The organism is Roseomonas indoligenes (assembly GCF_017813365.1).
GTDB classification, from domain to species: Bacteria; Pseudomonadota; Alphaproteobacteria; order Acetobacterales; family Acetobacteraceae; genus Roseomonas; species Roseomonas indoligenes.
This window is the reverse complement of the sequence record NZ_JAGIZA010000001.1, coordinates 494522-513140: the sequence shown is the minus strand read 5'-3', so window position 1 is coordinate 513140 and position 18619 is coordinate 494522. Positions and strand designations below refer to the sequence as shown.

Genomic DNA, 18619 nt, shown 5'->3' with positions numbered 1-18619 from the left:
CCTGGACCGGAACCCCCCCGCCATGCTTCAAGCGCCCTTGATTTTCAAGCCGCTCGGGGAAATTGCGACGCATGAGCAAGTACGGTCAGGATACCCTCAAGACGAAGCGCACGCTGGCGGTGGACGGGAAGACCTACCACTACTTCTCCATTCCCGAAGCGGCCAAGGCGCTGGGCGCCGACTTCACCCGCCTGCCCAACTCCCTGAAGGTGCTGCTCGAGCACATCCTCCGCTTCGAGAACGGCGGCTCCTACAAGGTCGATGACGCCAAGGCGATCTCCGGCTGGCTCGAGAAGGGCCAGTCCTCGAACGAGGTGCCCTTCCGCCCCGCGCGCATCCTGATGCAGGACTTCACGGGCGTCCCCGCCGTGGTGGACCTGGCCGCCATGCGCGACGGCATGCTGAAGCTCGGCGGCGACCCCCAGAAGGTGAACCCGCTGGTCCCCGTGGACCTCGTCATCGACCACTCCGTGATGGTGGACGTGGCCGGGACGGCGGACGCGCTGACGAAGAACGTGGACCTGGAGTACGAGCGCAACGGCGAGCGCTACGAGTTCCTCCGCTGGGGCCAGGGCGCCTTCAACAACTTCCGCGTCGTGCCGCCCGGCACCGGCATCTGCCACCAGGTGAACCTGGAATACCTCGCACAGGTGGCCTGGACCGACACCGATGCCGGTGACGTCTATGTCTACCCCGACAGCTGCTACGGCACGGACAGCCACACCACGATGGTGAACGGCCTCGGCGTGCTCGGCTGGGGTGTGGGCGGCATCGAGGCCGAGGCCGCGATGCTCGGCCAGCCCATCGCCATGCTCATTCCCGACGTGATCGGCTTCAAGCTGGTCGGCAAGCTGAAGGAAGGCGTGACCGCGACCGACCTCGTGCTCACCGTCACCCAGATGCTCCGCAAGAAGGGCGTGGTCGGCAAGTTCGTCGAGTTCTACGGCGCCGGCCTGACCAACCTGCCCGTGGCCGACCGTGCGACGATCGGCAACATGGCGCCCGAGTACGGCGCCACCTGCGGCTTCTTCCCGGTGGACGAGGCGACGCTCGGCTACCTCCGCCTCTCCGGCCGCGACGAGCACCGCATCAACCTGGTGCGCGAGATCTCCAAGGCCCAGGGCATGTGGCGCGACGACAGCACGCCCGACCCGGTGTTCACCGACACCCTGGAGCTGGACCTCTCCACCGTCCTGCCCTCCATGGCCGGTCCGAAGCGCCCGCAGGACAAGGTCGTCCTCACGGAGATCAGCACCTCCTTCGCCAAGGAGCTGCCGAACCTCGCGGTGGACGGCGCGCCCCCGCTCGGCGCCCGCGTGCCGGTGGCCGGCGCCAACTACGACCTCGGCCATGGCGACGTGGTGATCGCCGCCATCACCTCCTGCACCAACACCTCCAACCCCTACGTGCTGGTCGCGGCCGGCCTCGTCGCCCGCAAGGCGCGTGAGAAGGGGCTGACAGCGAAGCCCTGGGTGAAGACCTCGCTGGCCCCCGGGTCCCAGGTGGTCACGGACTACCTGAACGCCTCCGGGCTGCAGGCGGACCTCGACGCGCTGGGCTTCCAGACCGTCGGCTACGGCTGCACCACCTGCATCGGCAACTCCGGCCCGCTGGACGACGCGATCGTCGCGGCGATCGAGGACCACAAGCTCGTCGCCGCTTCCGTCCTCTCCGGCAACCGCAACTTCGAGGGCCGGGTGCACCCGAACGTGCGCGCCAACTACCTGGCCTCCCCGCCGCTGGTGGTGGCCTATGCGCTGGCCGGCAACATCACGAAGGACATCACGACGGAGCCGCTGGGCACCGGCAAGGATGGCCAGCCCGTGTACCTGAAGGACATCTGGCCGGAGCAGGCCGAGATCAACGACACGGTCCACCGCGTCCTGACCCGCGAGATGTTCCAGAAGCGCTACGCCGACGTGTTCAAGGGCGACGAGCACTGGCAGGCGATCAAGGTCGACACGGGCACGGACACCTATCGCTGGAACTCCGGGTCCACCTACGTCCAGAACCCGCCCTACTTCGAGGGCATGGGCGTGGAGCCGAAGCCCGTCACCTCCGTGCACGGCGCGCGCGTGCTGGCGGAGCTGGGCGACAGCATCACCACCGACCACATCTCCCCAGCCGGCTCCATCAAGAAGGCCTCGCCCGCCGGCGAGTACCTGCTGGAGCACCAGGTTCGCCAGAACGACTTCAACTCCTACGGCGCCCGCCGCGGGAACCATGAAGTCATGATGCGCGGCACCTTCGCCAACATCCGCATCAAGAACGAGCTGGTGCCCGGCATCGAGGGCGGCATCACCAAGCACTACCCCTCGGGCGACGTGCTGCCGATCTACACGGCGGCTATGCGCTACAAGGCCGAGGGCGTGCCGACGGTGATCTTCGGCGGCAAGGAGTACGGCACGGGTTCCTCCCGCGACTGGGCGGCGAAGGGCACGATGCTGCTGGGCGCCAAGGCCGTGATCGCCGAGAGCTTCGAGCGCATCCACCGCTCCAACCTCGTGGGCATGGGCGTGCTGCCGCTGGTCTTCAAGCCGGGCGAGGATCGCAAGACCCTCGGCATCACCGGCGACGAGACCGTGGACATCCTCGGCCTCGAGGACCTGAAGGCCCGGATGATGCTGGACATCGTCATTCACCGTGCGGATGGCACCGAGGTGAAGACCCAGGTGCAGTGCCGCGTCGATACGGCGGACGAGGTGGAGTACTACAAGCAGGGCGGCATCCTGCACTACGTGCTCCGCTCCATGGCGGGCGTGAAGGTCGCGGCCTGATCCCCAACCGGAAGCGGCGATGAAGGAGGGCGCGGGCCGAAGGGCCCGCGCCCTTTTCGCATCCGCGGCAGCCCCGCCCCGGCCAGGGGCGCAACCCCCTGGCGGACGGGGCGTTCGCCCGCCGGTAGCGGGGGTGGGCAGACATGACCGGCAGCGCATGAGGCGGGCCGTCCTCGTATTGAACAGCCTGGCCGGCACCCTGGCAGGCCGGCCTGACCTGCCGGCGCTGATCGAGGCCGCGCTGCGCCGCGCCGGCTTCGAGCTGACGGTGATCGGGGACGATGTCTCCCCCGACATCTCCGCCCGGCTGGAGGCGGCGATCGAGAGCGACGCGCCGGTCATCCTCGTCGGCGGCGGGGATGGCACGATCCGCAGCGTGGCGGCCCGGCTGGCAGGCACGGACCGCATTCTCGGCGTGATCCCCCTCGGCACGCTCAACCTTCTCGCACGCGACCTCGGCTTCCCCCTGGATCCCTTGGCCGCCGCCGAGGCGCTGGCCCGCGCCGAGCCCCGGCCCATCGACGTGGGCGAGGTGAACGGCCAGGTCTTCCTCTGCCAGTCCGTCATCGGCGTGCCCAACACCATCGGCCGGACGCGCCAGCGCTTCCGGCGAAAGGGCGGCTTCTACGCCGTGCTGCGCGCGGCGATGGCGGTGCTGCGCGCCCTGCTGCGCCAGCGTCCCATGCGGCTGATGGTGAATGCCCCGGGCTGGGAGAAGCCCTGGCGGCTCTGGACCCGCGCCATGTCCATCGTGAACAACGGTTACGAGGAGGGGACCGGGCTGATGTTCCACCGCTCCCGCCTCGATAGCAGCACGCTCTACCTTTACGTCAGCCGCAACTTCTCCATCGGCTGGACGGCGAAGATGATGATCGCCATGGCGCTGGGCATGTGGAAGCGCTCCAGCGACATCCACATCCTCACCAGCTCCGCCTTCGCCATCCATTCCCGCCGCAAGCGCCTGCTGGTGATGAACGACGGGGAAGGCTCGATCCTCCGCACCCCGCTGCGATACGCGCTGCGCCCGCGCGCCCTCAACGTCCTCTCGCTGCGCCCGGCCTGACGGAGCAGGCGTGAGGATCATCGACCACATTTCCGACCTGCACTTCAACCGGGTGGATACGCGCGCTGCGGGGGCGCTTCTCGCCCGCCTCAACGCCGATCCCGCCCATCTCGTCGCCGTCTCCGGCGACCTCACCATGCGGGCCCGGCGGAAGGAGTTCCGCGCCGCTCGCGCCTTCCTGGATGGCCTGCAGGTGCCCTGGATGGCCGTGCCGGGAAATCACGACATCACCGCCTACTATCCGTGGGAGCGGTTTTTCGACCCGTTCGGCCGCTGGGAGCATTTCATCGGCCCCGACACGGAACCGATGTTCGAGGACGATGAGATCCAGGTGATCGGCCTCAACACCGTCTCCCGCGGGGGCCTGCACCTGCAATGGGAGAACGGGAAGGTGCCCCGCGCCGGGCTGCTGCGCCTGCTGCGCCGCCTGCGCCGCCTGCCGGAGGGCCCCTTCCGCATCGTCATCGCCCACCACCCTTTCCTCGCCCCGCCGGACCAGCCGGGCACACCGGTGGTAGGGCGGGGGGAGCGCGCGCTGCGCGACCTGGCGCAGGGCGGCGTGCGCCTCGTCCTGTCCGGCCATCTTCATGTCGGCTTCCACAACATCCACAGGATCACGGCCGAGGAGGGCGACCGGCTGACCGTCCTTCAGGCCGGCTCCGCCACCTCCACCCGGCTGCGGGGCGAGGCAAACGCCTACAACCGTGTGGTGGTGGAGAACGGCCGGGCGACCTGGACGGCGCATCACTGGAATGGCGAGACCTGGACGTGAGAGCCCCTTACCGCAGAACGTAGTTCACCGGCCGCAACGGCTCCGGCGCCGGCTCCCCCAGGGCTTCCAGCAGGTCGATCTCGATTATCCGCACCATGGCGTCCACCGGCAGGTCGTTGACCTCAAGCCCGAATGGGTCCTCCAACTCGTCACCCAGCGCATCCAGGCCGAAGAGCGTGTAGGCGAAGATCGCCGCCACGACCGGCGTGCCGACGCCGAGCGTGCCGACGAAGCCGAAGGGCATCAGCAGGCAGAAGATCCAGGCCGTGCGGTGCAGCAGTAGGGAATAGGCGTAGGGCAGCGGCGTGTTGTGGATGCGCTCGCACGCCGCCTGCACGGAGGTCATCCGTGCCAGGGGCTCGGCGAGGGTCTGATACAGGATGTCGGTGATTCCGCCCTCCCGCAGCAGCGCTGCCAGTTCCGCGGATTGCGCGCGCAGCACGGCCGAGCCGGGGTTCCGCAGGCCGGCCAGCGCCCGCGCTTCCTCCGGCGGCAGCCAGGGCCGGGCGCTCTCCAGACCATCCCTGTCGCGCAGCGCGGCGGCGAGGAGGTGGGCGAAGGCGGCGCTGCGCCGGGCCAGGCGGGCGCGTATCAGCGGATCGGCCACCAGCGCCGACACCTCCCGCGCGAAATGCCGGTTCTCCGTGATCAACTGCCCCCAGAGCTGCCGTCCCTCCCACCAGCGGGCGTGGCAGGCGCTGTTGCGAAAGCCCAGGAAGATGGAGAGGGCGAGCCCCAAAACGGTGAAAGGCGCGGCCGTCATCTCCGGGAAGCGACCGGGCGCCAGCCGCTCGATCACCGCCAGCACAAGGGCCAGGACGGCCACGACCAGCACCCGCGGCGCCACCAGCGGCACGATGGAGCCGCGCATGGCAACCAGCAGGTCCAGCGGACCGGGGCGGGAGCGGACAATCACCGGCCGGCGTCCCGCGCCCCGGCCTTCCACGACAGCGCCGCGGGCAGCGCCAGGGCGCAGAGAACGGCCATGGCGAGGAAGGCACCCGCGCCCGCATGGGCGTAGAGCCACCCCGCCGTCAGCAGGCACAGGGCCTGCGCCCCGGTCGTGCCGATCGCCGCATGAAGGGCCTGCGCCGCCATGGCTTCCCCTGGCGGCGGATTAGCAGAGAGCCATTGCATGGCCCCCATGTACTGCACCCCGAAGGTGAGCGCATGCAGGAGCTGGAGCGGCACCAGCACGGGCACCGCCGTGGTGGTCGCCAGCGCCGTCCAGCGCACCACCCCCGCCCCGGCCGCCAGCACCATCAGCCCGCACGGGGAGAACCGCCCGAGCAGCGGCCGGGCGAGGACGAAGAGCAGCACCTCCGCCGCCACGCCGATGCCCCAGAGCAGGCCGATCGTCTCCGCCGAATGCCCGGCCCGGGCCCAATGGATGGAGGAGAAGCCGTAATAGGCCGCGTGGCTGCCCTGGATGAGCGCGGAGAGGAGGACCAGCCGCCCGAAGCCGGGCCGACGCAGCAGGTGAAGGGCGAAGACGCCGCGCAGCCCGCCTCGCCCGACCGGAACGGGCTGGCGGCCCCCCCTCTCCGGCCGCGGCAGCATCCAGGCGGCGAGAACGGCGATGGCGTAGCACCCCGCCAGAAGCCAGGGCACGGCCGCGTAGCCCGCCCGGGCCGCCAGCACCCCCGCCCCCAGGGCGCCGAGGATGAAGGCGACCGATCCCGCCGCCCGCACCGGCCCGTAATCCGCCCCGGCCCGCCGCGTGGCGGCCAGGGTCATCGCCTCTCCGATCGGGCCCAGGGGCGAGATGGCGGCGGCGAAGAGGAGCTGCACGGCCAGCACCGCCAGAAAGCCCTCGGCCCACAGGAAGAGGGGCACCGCCAGCACGGCGAGGAGGGCGCAGGGCAGCATCACCCGCCGCCCGTCGCCCAGTCGGTCCGCCAGCCGCCCGAGCGCCGGGCTGACGAGGAAGCGGATCAGCGACCCGGCGAAGAGAACCTGCGCCACCGCCTCCGGCCCCAGCCCCTTCCCGGACAGGAAAGGCGGCAGGAAGGGCATGGTCACGCCTACGCCGAGGAAGCTGGCGGCGAGCAGGAAGGCGAAGCGGCCCAGAGGAGGCCGCGCCGGGTTCGGGGCGGGGGGCATGAGCCGGTCAAAATCCCGGACAGGCTTGCGATTGCCAAGGGCGCAAGCCCTCAATGTTCAGCCTATGTGCTTGCCATTCGGGGTTCGGCCCCCCACACCTCCCCCCAGATGAGCTCCTTCTCAGACCGCCAGATGTTCGCATCCCGGGTGAAGGCCGTGCTTGGCCCCACCAACACGGGCAAGACCCACCTGGCCATCACCCGCATGCTGGCCCATTCCAGCGGCATCATCGGCTTCCCACTGCGCCTGCTGGCCCGGGAGAACTACGACCGGATGGTGGCGGTGAAGGGCGCGAAGCACGTCGCCCTCATCACCGGGGAGGAGAAGATCCTGCCTCCCGATGCCAAGTGGTTTGCCTGCACGGTGGAGGCCATGCCGCTGGACCGCCGGGTGGAATTCGTGGCGGTGGATGAGATCCAGCTCTGCGCCGATGCCGATCGCGGCCATGTCTTCACCGACCGCCTGCTGCACGCCCGCGGCATGGTGGAAACCATGTTCCTGGGCGCGGAGACCATCCGCCCCCTCCTCCAGCGCTTGGTTCCACAGGCGGAGGTGGAGAGCCGGCCCCGGCTCTCGCAGCTCACCTATGCCGGCCCGGCGAAGCTGACGCGCCTGCCCTCCCGCTCCGCCGTCGTCGCCTTCTCAGCCGGCGAGGTCTACGCGATCGCGGAGGCGATCCGGCGCCGGCGCGGCGGCTGCGCGGTGGTGATGGGCCGCCTCTCCCCCCGCACGCGCAACGCGCAGGTGGAGATGTACCAGAACCGCGAGGTGGACTTCCTGGTCGCAACCGACGCGATCGGGATGGGGCTGAACATGAACGTCGATCATGTCGCCTTCGCCTCCATCCAGAAGTTCGACGGCCACCGCCCCCGCCAGCTGACGGCGCAGGAGGCGGCGCAGATCGGCGGCCGCGCCGGGCGCGGCATGCGGGACGGCACCTTCGGCGTGACCGCGGACTGCCCGCCCCTGCCGGAGGACATGGTCCACAAGATCGAGAACCACCACTTCGAGCCGCTGACGCAATTGGCCTGGCGCAACAGCGACCTCGACCTCTCCAGCCTGGACGCGCTGCTGACGGGCCTCTCCCTCCCCCCGCCCCGCCCTGGCCTGGCGCGCGGGAACGACGCCACGGACCACATCACCCTGGAGCACCTCTCCCGCGATGCGGACATCCGCAGGCTCGCCGGGGGCCGGGCGCGGGTGCGGCTGCTGTGGGAGGCCTGCCAGATCCCGGACTTCCGCAAGCTCTCGGATGAGTCCCACACACGTTTCTGCGCACGTGTCTTTCGGCATCTCGTGGAGGATGGCAATCTGCCGGTGGACTGGGTCGCCTCCCAGATCCGGTATCTCGACAACACCGAGGGCGACCTCGATACACTGATGGCGCGGCTTGCGGGGATCCGCACCTGGACGTATGTCGCCGCCCGCTCCGATTGGCTGAAGGATGCCACCGCCATGCAGGAGGCCGCCCGCGCTGCCGAAGACCATGTCTCCGATGCGCTGCACGAACGCCTCACCGCCCGCTTCGTGGACCGCCGCGCGGCCCATCTGATCCGCAAGCTCGACGAGGGCGAGGAGAATCTCCTCTCGGCGGTCGCGCGGAACGGTGAGGTCACAGTCGAGGGACACGTCGTTGGTGCCGTGAAGGGGTTCCTCTTCGAGACCGCCGCCGATGCGGAGGACGAGGAGGAGCGCAAGGTCATGCTCCGGGCCGCCCGCCGGGCGCTGCGCGAGGAGATGCCCCGCCGCGTCGCCGCGCTGGAGACCGCGCCGGACGATGCGCTCAGCCTGACGAAGTTCCAGCGCATCGCCTGGAAGCCGGAGGGGGCCGACGAGGCCGCCGAGGTCGCGAAGCTGAAGCCCGGCACCACCCCCGAGAAGCCGGTGATCGAGCCCATCGATTCCGAGTTCGTGGACGGCGCCGAGCGCGAGCGCATCCGCGCCAAGCTCGCCGCCTGGTTCGAGGCCCTGGTCGCCCGCGACTTCTCTCCCCTGATCGAGGCCGAGAAGAAGGCTGAGGACGACGCGGAGCTTCGCGGCCACCTCTTCCGCCTGCGCGAGTTCCTGGGCCTGCTGCCCGGCGGCACGGAGCGCGAGATCACCCCGGAGATCCGCGCGAAGCTGAAGGCCATCGGCGTGCGCGCCGGCCGCTTCGCCCTCTATATCCCGGAGATGCTGAAGCCCCGGCCCATGGCGCTGCGCGCGCAGCTCTGGGCGCTGAAGGCGAACCAGGCCGTGCCGGAGGTGCCGGGCGGCGGCCTCGTCTCCATCACCCCGCCCCGCGACTGGCCGCGCGGCTTCGGCGCCACCATGGGCTGGGTGCAGGCCGGGCCGATGCTCGTCCGCCTGGACGTGGCGGAGCGCATCGCCGGCGAGCTGGGCCACCTGACCCGCCGCGCCGCCGCCGCGCTGCCCGTGGACGTGGCCAGCCGCCTGGGCGCTAAGGCCGACACGCTGCCGGCGGTGCTCACCGCGCTGGGCTTCCGGCTGGTGACGCCCGAGCCCCTGCCCGAGGACGCCTTCGGCCCGCCCGCGCCCCAGCTGGTCGCCGCAAGGCGTGAGGAGCACCAGCACCGTGGCGGACGCGGCGGCGAAGCCCGCCGGGATGGCCGCAACCGCGGCGGCCAGGGCCAGCGCGGCGGCCAGGGCGCGCCGGCCGAGGCGAAGCCCGTCGAGGCCAGCCCCGAGGGTGCCGGGACGGCGCCGACCGAGGGTGCCGCCACCGATGGCGCCGTCGTCGAGACCGGCGCCGCCACCGAGGCGCGCGAGGCCCGCCAGCCGCGCGGCCCGCGCCGCGACGAGCGGGGTGGCCAGCGTGACGGCGGACGCCAGGGGGACCGCGGCGGCCAGAATCGTCCTGACCACCGCGGAGATCGCGGCAGCCGCGCCCCCGGCGAGGATCGTGGCCCGCCCCGCAGCGGCCGCCCTGAGGGTCGCCCGGACGGTCGTTCCGGCGGCTACGGCAACGGGCCGCGACGCGACCGGCGGGACGACGGCCCCGTCACCCCCCGCCCGGTTTTCGAGCCGGCGCGCGGCAAGGGCCCGGACCCCGACAGCCCCTTCGCCGTGCTGGCGAAGCTGAAGCTCGGGAAGAGCTGAAGCGCGCGCATGGCGGAGGCGGAGGACCGGGACTGGCAGCGCCTGGACAAGTGGCTCTGGTGCGCCCGCCTGTTGAAATCCCGCTCCGCCTGCGCCGCGCTGGTCGAGGCCGGCTCCATCCGGCTGAATCGTCAGCCCGTGGACAAAGCCCATGCCCGGCTGCGGCCGGGTGACGTGCTGACCCTCGCCCTGGGCGGGCCGGAGCGCGGCGTGGTGAAGGTCTGGCGCGTGCAGGCCCTGGCCCTGCGGCGCGGCCCACCGGCCGAGGCCCGCACCCTCTACGAAGAGATCGCCCCGGGTTGAGCCCGCCCCCTGCCGGCCGGCCCTGGCGCGGCGCCTTTCGCGCCTGGGCCGTCGGCTTCGTCCTCTTCGCCGCCTGGGCACTCTGGTCCGGCGATGACACGAACTGGGACCTGCAGAACTACCACGACTACGGTCCCTATGCCCTGCTGCACGGGCGGATGGGGCTTGATGTCGGCCCGGCTGGCATCCAGGGCTACTTCAATCCCCTGCCCTACCTTTCCCTCTACCTGCTCCGGCAACTCCTGCCGCCGCCGGCCGTCGCCGTGGCGGTCGCGGCGCTCCAGGCGCTGACGGTCGGCACCGCCTGGGTGCTGGCCGGGGCACTGGGCGCGCGGGATGGCGCCGTGCGGGCCTTGGCGGTGCTGGCGGGCGCGGCGGGCGCAATGGCCCTCTCCGAGATCGGCACGAGCTTCGCCGACCTTGCCCTGGCAGCGCCCGTGCTGCTCGGCCTCGTCGCCGTCATCCGGGCCTGGGAAGGAGACCGCCGGCTGTTCGTCGCGGCCGGGCTGCTGGTCGGAGGGGCGGTGGGGCTGAAGCTGACGAACGCCATCTTCATCCCGGCCCTGGCCACCGCCGCCCTGCTGCCCTGGCGCGGGTTTCCGGCCGGCTTCGCCGCGGCCTGGCGCGTCGCGGCCGGGGGTATCGCCGGCCTTCTCCTCACGGGTGGTGTCTGGGCGGCCTATCTCCTGGCGACGCTGGGCAACCCCGTTTTTCCCGCCATGAACGGAATTTTCCGCTCGCTTTCTGCCAACCCGGACTCCTTCGCCGACCTGCGCTTCGTGCCGCAAGGGCTGGGGCAGGCCCTTCTATATCCCTGGTGGATCGCGACCGGCGCCCATCCCACGGCCGAGTTCCCCTCCGCCGACCCGCGCCTGCTCCTCGCCCTGCCGGTCTCGCTGCTGCTGCTCGCCGCCGCCTTCTTCCGCCCCCGCCCGACGGCGGAGGAGGAGGCGCGGCAACGGGCGATGCTGTTCCTGGTGGTCAGCACGGCCGTCTGGTTGCTCGGCTTCGCCATCCATCGATATGCCATCGTGCCGGATCTGCTGGCGGGGATGCTGCTGGTGATCCTGGCCGCCCAGACCCCTGCGCGGCTGGCAAGGCCGGCGGCGCTGGTGGTGACCACCCTCCTCCTTGCCGCGACCCGCGTGCCGGACTGGGGGCACCGGCCCTGGGCGGAGGCGCACACCCTGGTTCCGCCCCCGTGCCTCCGCGCACCCGCTGCGGTTCTCATCACCGCGCATCCCATGGGGATCTGGGGCCCCGTGCTGCCGGTGGAGTCCCGCCTCTTCGCCGTAACGGATACAGGCCTCGCCACCGGCGGGCCGCTGCGGGCCCGGATCGAGGCCGGGCTGCGCGCCCCGCCCGGCGGCCGGATTGTCACCCTCGGCCCCGACCTGCCGATGGAGGAATCAACCCGCGCCGTCATGGCCGGCTACGGCGTGGTGCCCACCGGCCCCTGCGAGCGCGCGCCAGGTGCCGCCGGTACCCCCGCCATCGCCTGCATCGCCACCCCGGCACCGTCCCGCCCCCTCGCCGCGCCCGATCTGACGGAGGGCAAGGTGGTGGATTTCAGCGCCTCGGGCGCGGGCTGGACTTATCTGGTCGCCCGCCCGCCTCCAGCCAGCCCGGGATGGGCCTCGGCGGGTCCCGAAGGAACCCGCGCGGAGGACGGCGCCCAGCTGGTGCTGCGGCCCGTTCCCGGCACCGCGCGGCGGCAGCTTGCCTTTGACCTCCGCGCAGCGGGGAACGGCCCCGCGCGCATCGCCGTCCTCCTCGACGGTCGTCCTGCGGTGGAGTGGGCGCTGCCGGCCGCCGGCGACGCCGAGGCCCATCTCTGCCTGCCCGCGGCGGCCGAGGTGACCGGCCTCGCCTTCACGGGCGGCGCCTTCATCCTCCGCCGCATGGCCCTGCGCCGGGCCGGGCCCGAGGAATGTCCGCCCTGATCCCGCGGCCCGTATCGCCAGCCGGCCAAACCCCGGCTTGCATGCCGCGCCGCAACAGTCCATCTGCCGGGCACGGGGCAATTTCTCCGCCCCGTGGGCCGTGAAGGGACGTGCTTGTGACCTACGTCGTCACCGAGAACTGCATTCGCTGCAAGTACATGGACTGCGTCGAGGTCTGTCCGGTGGACTGCTTCTACGTCGGCGCCAACATGCTGGTGATCCACCCCGACGAGTGCATCGACTGCGGCGTCTGCGAGCCCGAGTGCCCGGCCGAGGCGATCTTCCCCGACAGCGACGAGCGCGCGACGGACTGGGCCGAGCTGAACCGCACCTACGCCGCCCAGTGGCCGAACATGTCCCGCAAGGGCGAGCCCCCGGCCGATGCGAAGGAGTGGGATGGCAAGCCGGACAAGAAGGCGCTCTTCGACGCCGCCCCCGGCGAGGCCTGAACGACCCGTCGCGCCTCAACCGCGGGCCGCGCGCCGCGTTGCCCCATCGGACACGGCGGCGTGACGGAATCGACATCCTGTGATAATATACCGCCCGGAACGCGAGTGCCCCTTACCGGCCCGTAGAGGCCCGGCCGGGACTTGTCGTGCCGCAGGGCAGGAACGGCCCCTGCGGGGTCGGGACCGCCCCGTCTGCCCGACCTCCTGGCCGGAACCTGCGGCGTCACAGAGATCGCGGAGAGCATGATGAAGGCACCCGCCGGAAGCAAGGCGCCGGGCAAGGCTCCCGAGAGCATGCCCGAGAGCGCTCCCGAAACCTCCACCGCATCGAAGACCACGGTGCCGAAGCCTGTCGCGAAAGCGAAGCCCATGGCCACCGCTCGCAAGAGCGAGGCCCCCAGGGCCGAGCCGAAGCAGGCCGACGTCGGCCCCGCCCGCACGGAGACTGCCGCGACAGCGGGTCCGGTCGCACCGGCAACCCAGGCCAAGCCTGTCGCCAAGGCGCCAGCGCCGAAGGCCGCCGCCGCCCGCACCAGCAATCCCGCCAAGGTTGAGGCGGCGCCGCGGGCCGAGCCCGCCGCCCCTGTGGAATCGGCCGAACCCGCAACCTCTCCTTCCCGCGCCCCCGCGCGCCCCGCGCCCACCCAGGGCATGGCGGAGGCCCAGGCGCCCGCACCGAGCATGACCAGCAGCACAGCACCCGAGCCTGTCATCCAGGCCCCCATCCGTCCCGCCCCGCCGCCCAAGCCCCTCGGCAATGCCGGGAAGGACTTCAAGGCCGGCGACCACGTCGTCTACCCCACCCATGGCGTCGGCCAGGTGCAAGGGATCGAGGAGGTTCCCGTCGCCGGTCATACCCTCAAGGTGATCGTCGTCACCTTCGAGGAGAACCGCATGACCCTGAAGGTGCCAATGGCCAAGGCGGCCTCCTCGGGCCTCCGCAAACTCGCCTCCGAGAAGGTGATGGGCGAGGCGATGGACACGCTGAAGGGCCGCGCGCGCATCAAGCGCACGATGTGGTCCCGCCGCGCCCAGGAGTACGAGCAGAAAATCAACTCCGGCGACCCGATCGCCATCGCCGAGGTGGTGCGCGACCTGCACCGCAACGCCGGCCAGCCCGACCAGTCCTTCTCCGAGCGCCAGATCTATGAGTTGGCGCTGGACCGGCTGGCGGCCGAGGTCGCCGCCATGGACCGCACGGACAAGGTGGTGGCGACGCAGAAGCTGCTCGACCACCTCAAGACCGCTGAGAAGGGCGAGAAGCCGGAGAAGGGCGAGAAGGAGAAGTAGGGCGCCCTCAGGGCCCCCTTACCACATCGTCTCCTTCGCCCGCGCCGCCCAGCTGGCGTCATAGGGCTCGCCGCCGACCTGGCCCTCGCTCAAGGATGCCAGGATCCGGCCCGGGGTGGGCAGGCTTCCCGGCGCCACCCGGGCGGCCGGGTCCCAGAGCCCGGCGCGGATCACCGCCCGGGCGCACTGGAAGTAAACGCTTTCCACCGCCACCACGGTCACGCTGCGCGGCAGCTTGCCGTCCACCGCAAAACTCCCGAGCAGCGCCGGGTCGGCGGAGAGATGGGCGCGCCCGTTCACCCGCAGCGCGTTGCCGTGGCCGGGGATGAGGAACATCAGCGCCACGCGCGGGTCCCGCACGATGTTGCGGAGGGAGTCGATCCGGTTGTTGCCGCGCCGATCGGGCAGCAACAGCGTCCGCGCGTCAGCGATCCGCACCAGCTCCCCCGTCCGGTCGCCGCGGGGCGAGCAGTCCAGCCCCTCCGGCCCGACCGTGGCAAGGGCGAGGAAGGGCGAGGCCTCGATCATCGCCCGGTACTCCGGCGTGATGCGCGGCACCTCCTTCACGGTGGAGGCGTCGTTCGGCACGCCGTAGAGGGTTTCCAGGGCCTCGACGGTATCGATGCGGTGGGTCATCGGGGGTTCCTTTCGGCGCCTCCTGCTGCGCCGGCCGCTCCCGCTCCGCAAGCGCGCCGTGAAGCGCACCGCAAATCGCCGAGCCACCGTTGCGCGGGGGCCTGGACAGGTGGCGAACCTGTCGCCTTCCCCTAAGCTTGCCCCATGCAGGACTTCCACGGCGTCTTCCCCTATCTCGTCTCACCGATCGGCCCGGACGGGCGGGTACTGGACGAGGTTCTGGCGCGGCTCTGCGAGCACCTGATCGCCGCCGGCGTCCACGGCCTCACCCCGCTCGGCAGCACGGGGGAATTTGCCTACCTGAACGCGGACCAGCGCCGCCGCATCATCGAGGTGGTGGTGGAGGCCGCCGCCGGGCGCGTGCCCGTTGTGGCGGGGATCGCCGCGAACACGACGGCCGAGGCGGTGCGCCAGGCGAAGGAGGCGTCCGCACTGGGCGCGGACGGCATCCTCGCGATCCTGGAAGCCTACTTCCCCGTGCCGGAGGCGGGGGTGGTGGACTACTTCACCGCCGTGGCGGACGCGACCGACCGGCCGGTGGTGCTCTATACCAACCCGCAGTTCCAGCGCTCCGACCTCTCCCTCCCCGCCCTCGCGACGCTCTCGCGGCACCCGCGCATCGGCTACGTGAAGGACGCCTCCACCAACACCGGCCGCCTCCTCTCCATCATGGACCGGACGGAGGGGCGGATGCGGGTCTTCGCTGCCTCGGCCCATATCCCGGCGGCCGTGATGCTGATCGGCGGGGTGGGCTGGATGGCCGGCCCCGCCTGCGCCATCCCCCGCCAGAGCGTGCGCCTATACGAGCTATGCCGCACCGGCGACTGGGCGGCCGCCATGGCCCTGCAGCGCCGCCTCTGGCGCATCAACGAGCTTTTCGCCCGCCATGCCCTGGCCGCCTGCATCAAGGGCGCGCTGGATATCCAGGGCTTTCCCGTCGGCACCCCCCTCCCGCCGCAGGCCGCCCTTTCGCCACAGGGTCAGCAGGAGGTGAAAGCGGCGCTTGCCGATCTGGAAATCCACATGGGAGATACGTAGATAGGGCGGATGCAGCCGAGCCTCCGACTTCTTCGCCAGGACCGTGCCCTGACGGCCGTTTCCGTCCTCTTGGACGTGGCCTTCCATGCCGGTCGCGGCGGGAACGGCCCCGTTGCCGGCGGCGCGGAGGTGGCCAAGCGCCTGGGCGCGGCGCGGCGGGGGATCGAGCCGGTCTTCCAGGCTCTGTCCCGCGCCGGCCTGCTGGAAGGGGTGCGCGGCCCGCGCGGCGGCTACCGCCTGGCCCGACGGCCGCGCGACATCCGGCTCTCCGAGGCCGTGGCGGCGGTGGCGGAAGGGGCGGAGGCCAGCGGCGACCTCTCCGGCCCGCTTCACACCAAGGTGGCTGCCCCACTCTGGGCGGAGCTGGACGAGGCGCTGCGCGAGAGGCTGGAGGGCCTGACGCTGGAGGACCTTCTGCGCCGATCCCAGGCCGCCGGGCTGAACCCGCCGGCCTCGGAACCGCTGAACTTCGCGATCTGAGCTAGTCCACCACCCGCCAATTCCGCCGAGCCTGTTCCGCGGGGACGGTGAGCTGCACCCGCCCACCCTCGACCGCGGCCACCGAATCCAGCTCGAGCGCGTGGTTCTTCGCGTCCGGCGCGGTACCGTCCTTCCCCAGGATCATACGGGTGCCATCGAGATAGTCGATGGTGCCGATCACGCCGCCATCGGCGCCTGCCACTTCCATCCCCAGCTCGATGCGCGCCGCGATGCCGAGCCGCCGTGCCGGGCCTGAGGGAGGCAGCTCCGGGCGCCTGGTGCCGAAGGCGCTGCCGAGCCGCGCGGCCACATAGGCTTCCGCATTGGCCGCGGACTGCACCACCGTGCCCATGCCGAAGAACTCGTGCGTCACGCCCGGGTAGTTGCGGGAGGCGACGGGCACCCCGGCCTGCCGCAGCTTCTCGGCAAGGGCCTGCCCATCGCTCCGCAGCGGATCGATGCCAGCGGTGACGACCGTGGCGGGCGGAAGGCCCGCGAGGTTGGCGCGGCCTACCAGATCCACGCGCGGGTCCGCCTTGTCCGAGTCGTTGCGGAGGTAATGTCCCATGAACCAAGCCATCATCGCCCGGTTCAGCGGCTGGGCGTTGGCGTTCTCGCGGTAGGACTCCGTGTTCATGTCCACCCCGGCCATGGGATAGACGAGAACCTGCGCCACGGGAGGCTGCACCCCGGCATCCCGCGCAGCGATGGCGACATTGGCCGCCAGATTGCCGCCCGCGCTCTCCCCCACAACCGCCACGCGGCGGGAATCACCGCCGAAGCTCGCGGCATTCGCCACCACCCAGCGATAGGCGGCGAAGGCGTCGTCATGCGCCGCCGGGAACCGGTTCTCCGGTGCCTGGCGATAATGCACGGCCACCGCGATGGCGCCGGTGAGGTGCGAGAGGGCGCGCGGCGTCGCGTCGTAGGTGTTGAGGTCGGCGATCACGAAGCCGCCGCCGTGGAGGTAGAGGATCACCGGCCGAGCCACGCCCCCGCCGCCCGCAACCGGCCCGTCCGGCGTATAGACCCGCGCCGCCACCGCCCCGCCCGGGCCGGGCAGGGTGATATCGCGCGCGGCAACGCCGAGGCTGGGGGCCGGCGGCTGGTTATTCCGCCGCAGCAGCTCCTGCACCGCGTCCGCCGCGCCCGGCTGCCGCCGCGCCTCCTCCGGCGAGAGGTCCGCGATCGGCTTCGGCTTCAGGTCGTTCAGGGCGGCAAGCACGCGGAGCATGTCCCGGGTCGCATTGGCGGCGGGGTTGCCCGCGATGGCGCGGGTGGCGTCGCCCAACCGCTCGCCGAGGCTCGGGGGCTGCTGCGCGGCGACGGGCGGCGGCGGCTCCGGCGCCGGCGCGGGGCTGGTGCCCTGCGCCAGAGCCGTGGAGGAAAGCAGCAGCGCGGCGAGGGTCGCGACGGGCTTCATGGCCGGTTCATCCTGTCCGTGGCCGCTTCAGCGCGCGGGCTGCACGCGCCAGAGCGCGTAGGCCTGCTGCGGGGTGGCCCCCTTCTCGTGGTAGCGGGCCATGTCCTGGATCTGGGAGGTGGTGACGAGGATGGTCCCGTCCGGGGCCTCCGCGAGGCTGTCCGGCCAGCGCAGGCGCTTGTCCTGCACCAGCGTGTCCATCCGCCCATCGGGACGGCGGACCTTCAGCGAGTCGTCCTCGGGGCTGGTGACGTAGAGGTTGCCCGCCTTGTCCATCCAGTAGCCATCGGCCACGCAGGTGGTGCCGATCTTCTCGACCGCGGAGGCCAGGCGCGTGGGCGGAATGCCCTCGTCGATCAAGGAGGCGACGGGGAGGCGGTAGAGGGTGCGGCCCGTCAGCGCCTGCCAGTAGAGGTACTTGCCTTCCGCATCCAGCGCGATGCCGTCCGCGGCGAAGAGGGTGGGGCGGCCATCCGTGCGGCGCAGTTCCCGCCCATCCGCCTTCACGATCACGTCCGGCTCCGGCTGGGTGGGGCCGGCGCCGTCCAGCACGCGGCGCGCGCGACCGGTGGACAGGTCCACCACGACGATGGCGCCGCGCTGGCCGCTATCGGTGATGAAGGCCCACTTCCCATCCGGTGTCACGCGCACGTCGTTCAGATACGCGCCCTGCGGGGCCGTCGCGCTGTCGAAGGCCACGGTCTGGACGACCTGGTTGGTGCCCAGATCCACCTTCAGCATCTTCACGCCGCCGGGCATGTTGAACTCGTTGCCCGGCGCGGCGGGGTCGAGGATCCACAGGAAGCCCTGCGGGTCCACCGTCACGCTCTGCACGCAGATCAGGTGGTTCGCCAGGTCGCGCGGGGCGGCGTTGCGGTAGGCGTTCCACTCCGCATCCGGATAGGGCTTGAGCGACCCATCGCGTCCGACCTCGGCGACGGAGATCTCCACGTCCTTCTCCCAGCGCGGGAAGCAGACGAACATGCGCCCGTCCTTCGAGACGGCGACGCCCGTGACCTGCCCCTCGAAGGCGGCCACGCGCTCCAGCCCGTTCGAGGGCGGGGGGGCCTGCCCGGGGGTGGATCCGGGCGGCTGGGAAGCCGCCGTCTGCGCCCGGGCACCATCGAGGGCGGCGAGGCTGGCGACCGCGCCGAGAAGGGCGGCCCTGCGGCCGGCGCGGGGGGCGGTGAAGGACATGCGCGTCTCCTCGGGCGTGCTGGGCATGGACGTCCCGGGAGGACGG

At 71.7% G+C, this 18619-nt stretch carries 15 protein-coding genes; 10 read left to right on the top strand and 5 right to left on the bottom strand.

Features of this window, described 5'->3' with window-relative positions; all coding sequences use genetic code 11:
• The first annotated feature begins 71 nt into the window (after positions 1–71).
• From acnA to J5Y10_RS02295, 3 genes are all read left to right on the top strand, one after another.
• Positions 72–2777, top strand: coding sequence for an aconitate hydratase AcnA (gene acnA, locus J5Y10_RS02305; RefSeq protein ID WP_209370188.1), 2706 nt, complete (start codon positions 72–74; stop codon positions 2775–2777).
• Between the two features lie 157 nt (positions 2778–2934).
• A complete protein-coding gene (locus J5Y10_RS02300) occupies positions 2935–3840 on the top strand; it encodes a diacylglycerol/lipid kinase family protein (RefSeq protein WP_209370186.1) in 906 nt (301 codons plus the stop codon).
• A 10-nt stretch (positions 3841–3850) separates the two neighbouring features.
• The gene (locus J5Y10_RS02295) at positions 3851–4612 is read left to right on the top strand and encodes a metallophosphoesterase family protein (RefSeq protein ID WP_209370184.1); all 762 of its coding nucleotides are present in this window, start codon (positions 3851–3853) and stop codon (positions 4610–4612) included.
• 7 nt (positions 4613–4619) lie between these two features.
• Here the strand turns inward: J5Y10_RS02295 and J5Y10_RS02290 are convergent, their stop codons facing one another.
• Both J5Y10_RS02290 and J5Y10_RS02285 read right to left on the bottom strand, forming a co-directional pair.
• The gene (locus J5Y10_RS02290; protein ID WP_209370182.1) at positions 4620–5528 is read right to left on the bottom strand and encodes a bestrophin family protein; all 909 of its coding nucleotides are present in this window, start codon (positions 5526–5528) and stop codon (positions 4620–4622) included.
• On the bottom strand, positions 5525–6715 hold the full coding sequence (locus J5Y10_RS02285) for an MFS transporter (RefSeq protein ID WP_209370180.1): 1191 nt from the start codon (positions 6713–6715) through the stop codon (positions 5525–5527). Before J5Y10_RS02285 ends, J5Y10_RS02290 begins: the two co-directional genes overlap by 4 nt.
• 132 nt (positions 6716–6847) lie before the next feature.
• Here J5Y10_RS02285 and J5Y10_RS02280 point away from each other — a divergent pair, with 132 nt between their 5' ends.
• The 5 genes from J5Y10_RS02280 to J5Y10_RS27680 all read left to right on the top strand — a co-directional run bounded on the left by J5Y10_RS02280 (position 6848) and on the right by J5Y10_RS27680 (position 13799).
• Positions 6848–9814, top strand: a complete 2967-nt coding sequence (locus tag J5Y10_RS02280; RefSeq protein WP_245214194.1) for a helicase-related protein — start codon at positions 6848–6850, stop codon at positions 9812–9814.
• Between the two features lie 9 nt (positions 9815–9823).
• Positions 9824–10117, top strand: a complete 294-nt coding sequence (locus J5Y10_RS02275; protein WP_209370178.1) for an RNA-binding S4 domain-containing protein — start codon at positions 9824–9826, stop codon at positions 10115–10117.
• Positions 10114–12060: a glycosyltransferase 87 family protein gene (locus J5Y10_RS02270; RefSeq protein WP_209370170.1), complete on the top strand. Its 1947-nt coding sequence runs from the start codon at positions 10114–10116 to the stop codon at positions 12058–12060. Before J5Y10_RS02275 ends, J5Y10_RS02270 begins: the two co-directional genes overlap by 4 nt.
• 116 nt (positions 12061–12176) lie before the next feature.
• The gene (gene fdxA, locus J5Y10_RS02265) at positions 12177–12509 is read left to right on the top strand and encodes a ferredoxin FdxA (RefSeq protein WP_209370331.1); all 333 of its coding nucleotides are present in this window, start codon (positions 12177–12179) and stop codon (positions 12507–12509) included.
• 294 nt (positions 12510–12803) lie between these two features.
• Positions 12804–13799: a CarD family transcriptional regulator gene (locus J5Y10_RS27680; protein WP_245214193.1), complete on the top strand. Its 996-nt coding sequence runs from the start codon at positions 12804–12806 to the stop codon at positions 13797–13799.
• An 18-nt stretch (positions 13800–13817) separates the two neighbouring features.
• On the opposite strand, the gene J5Y10_RS02255 is transcribed toward J5Y10_RS27680, so the two are convergent.
• On the bottom strand, positions 13818–14435 hold the full coding sequence (locus J5Y10_RS02255) for a pyridoxamine 5'-phosphate oxidase family protein (RefSeq protein ID WP_209370168.1): 618 nt from the start codon (positions 14433–14435) through the stop codon (positions 13818–13820).
• Between the two features lie 144 nt (positions 14436–14579).
• Here J5Y10_RS02255 and J5Y10_RS02250 point away from each other — a divergent pair, with 144 nt between their 5' ends.
• Together J5Y10_RS02250 and J5Y10_RS02245 are read left to right on the top strand one after the other, a co-directional pair.
• Positions 14580–15473 carry a dihydrodipicolinate synthase family protein gene (locus J5Y10_RS02250; protein WP_209370166.1) on the top strand — a complete coding sequence of 298 codons (894 nt, stop codon included), beginning with the start codon at positions 14580–14582 and terminating at the stop codon, positions 15471–15473.
• A gap of 9 nt (positions 15474–15482) precedes the next feature.
• Positions 15483–15953: an RrF2 family transcriptional regulator gene (locus J5Y10_RS02245; RefSeq protein ID WP_209370164.1), complete on the top strand. Its 471-nt coding sequence runs from the start codon at positions 15483–15485 to the stop codon at positions 15951–15953.
• A 1-nt stretch (position 15954) separates the two neighbouring features.
• On the opposite strand, the gene J5Y10_RS02240 is transcribed toward J5Y10_RS02245, so the two are convergent.
• Positions 15955–17376 (bottom strand): alpha/beta hydrolase fold domain-containing protein, encoded by a 1422-nt coding sequence (locus J5Y10_RS02240; RefSeq protein ID WP_209370162.1) that lies wholly within the window; start codon positions 17374–17376, stop codon positions 15955–15957.
• Between the two features lie 27 nt (positions 17377–17403).
• The gene (locus J5Y10_RS02235) at positions 17404–18573 is read right to left on the bottom strand and encodes an SMP-30/gluconolactonase/LRE family protein (RefSeq protein WP_209370160.1); all 1170 of its coding nucleotides are present in this window, start codon (positions 18571–18573) and stop codon (positions 17404–17406) included.
• Between the last annotated feature and the right edge of the window lie 46 nt (positions 18574–18619).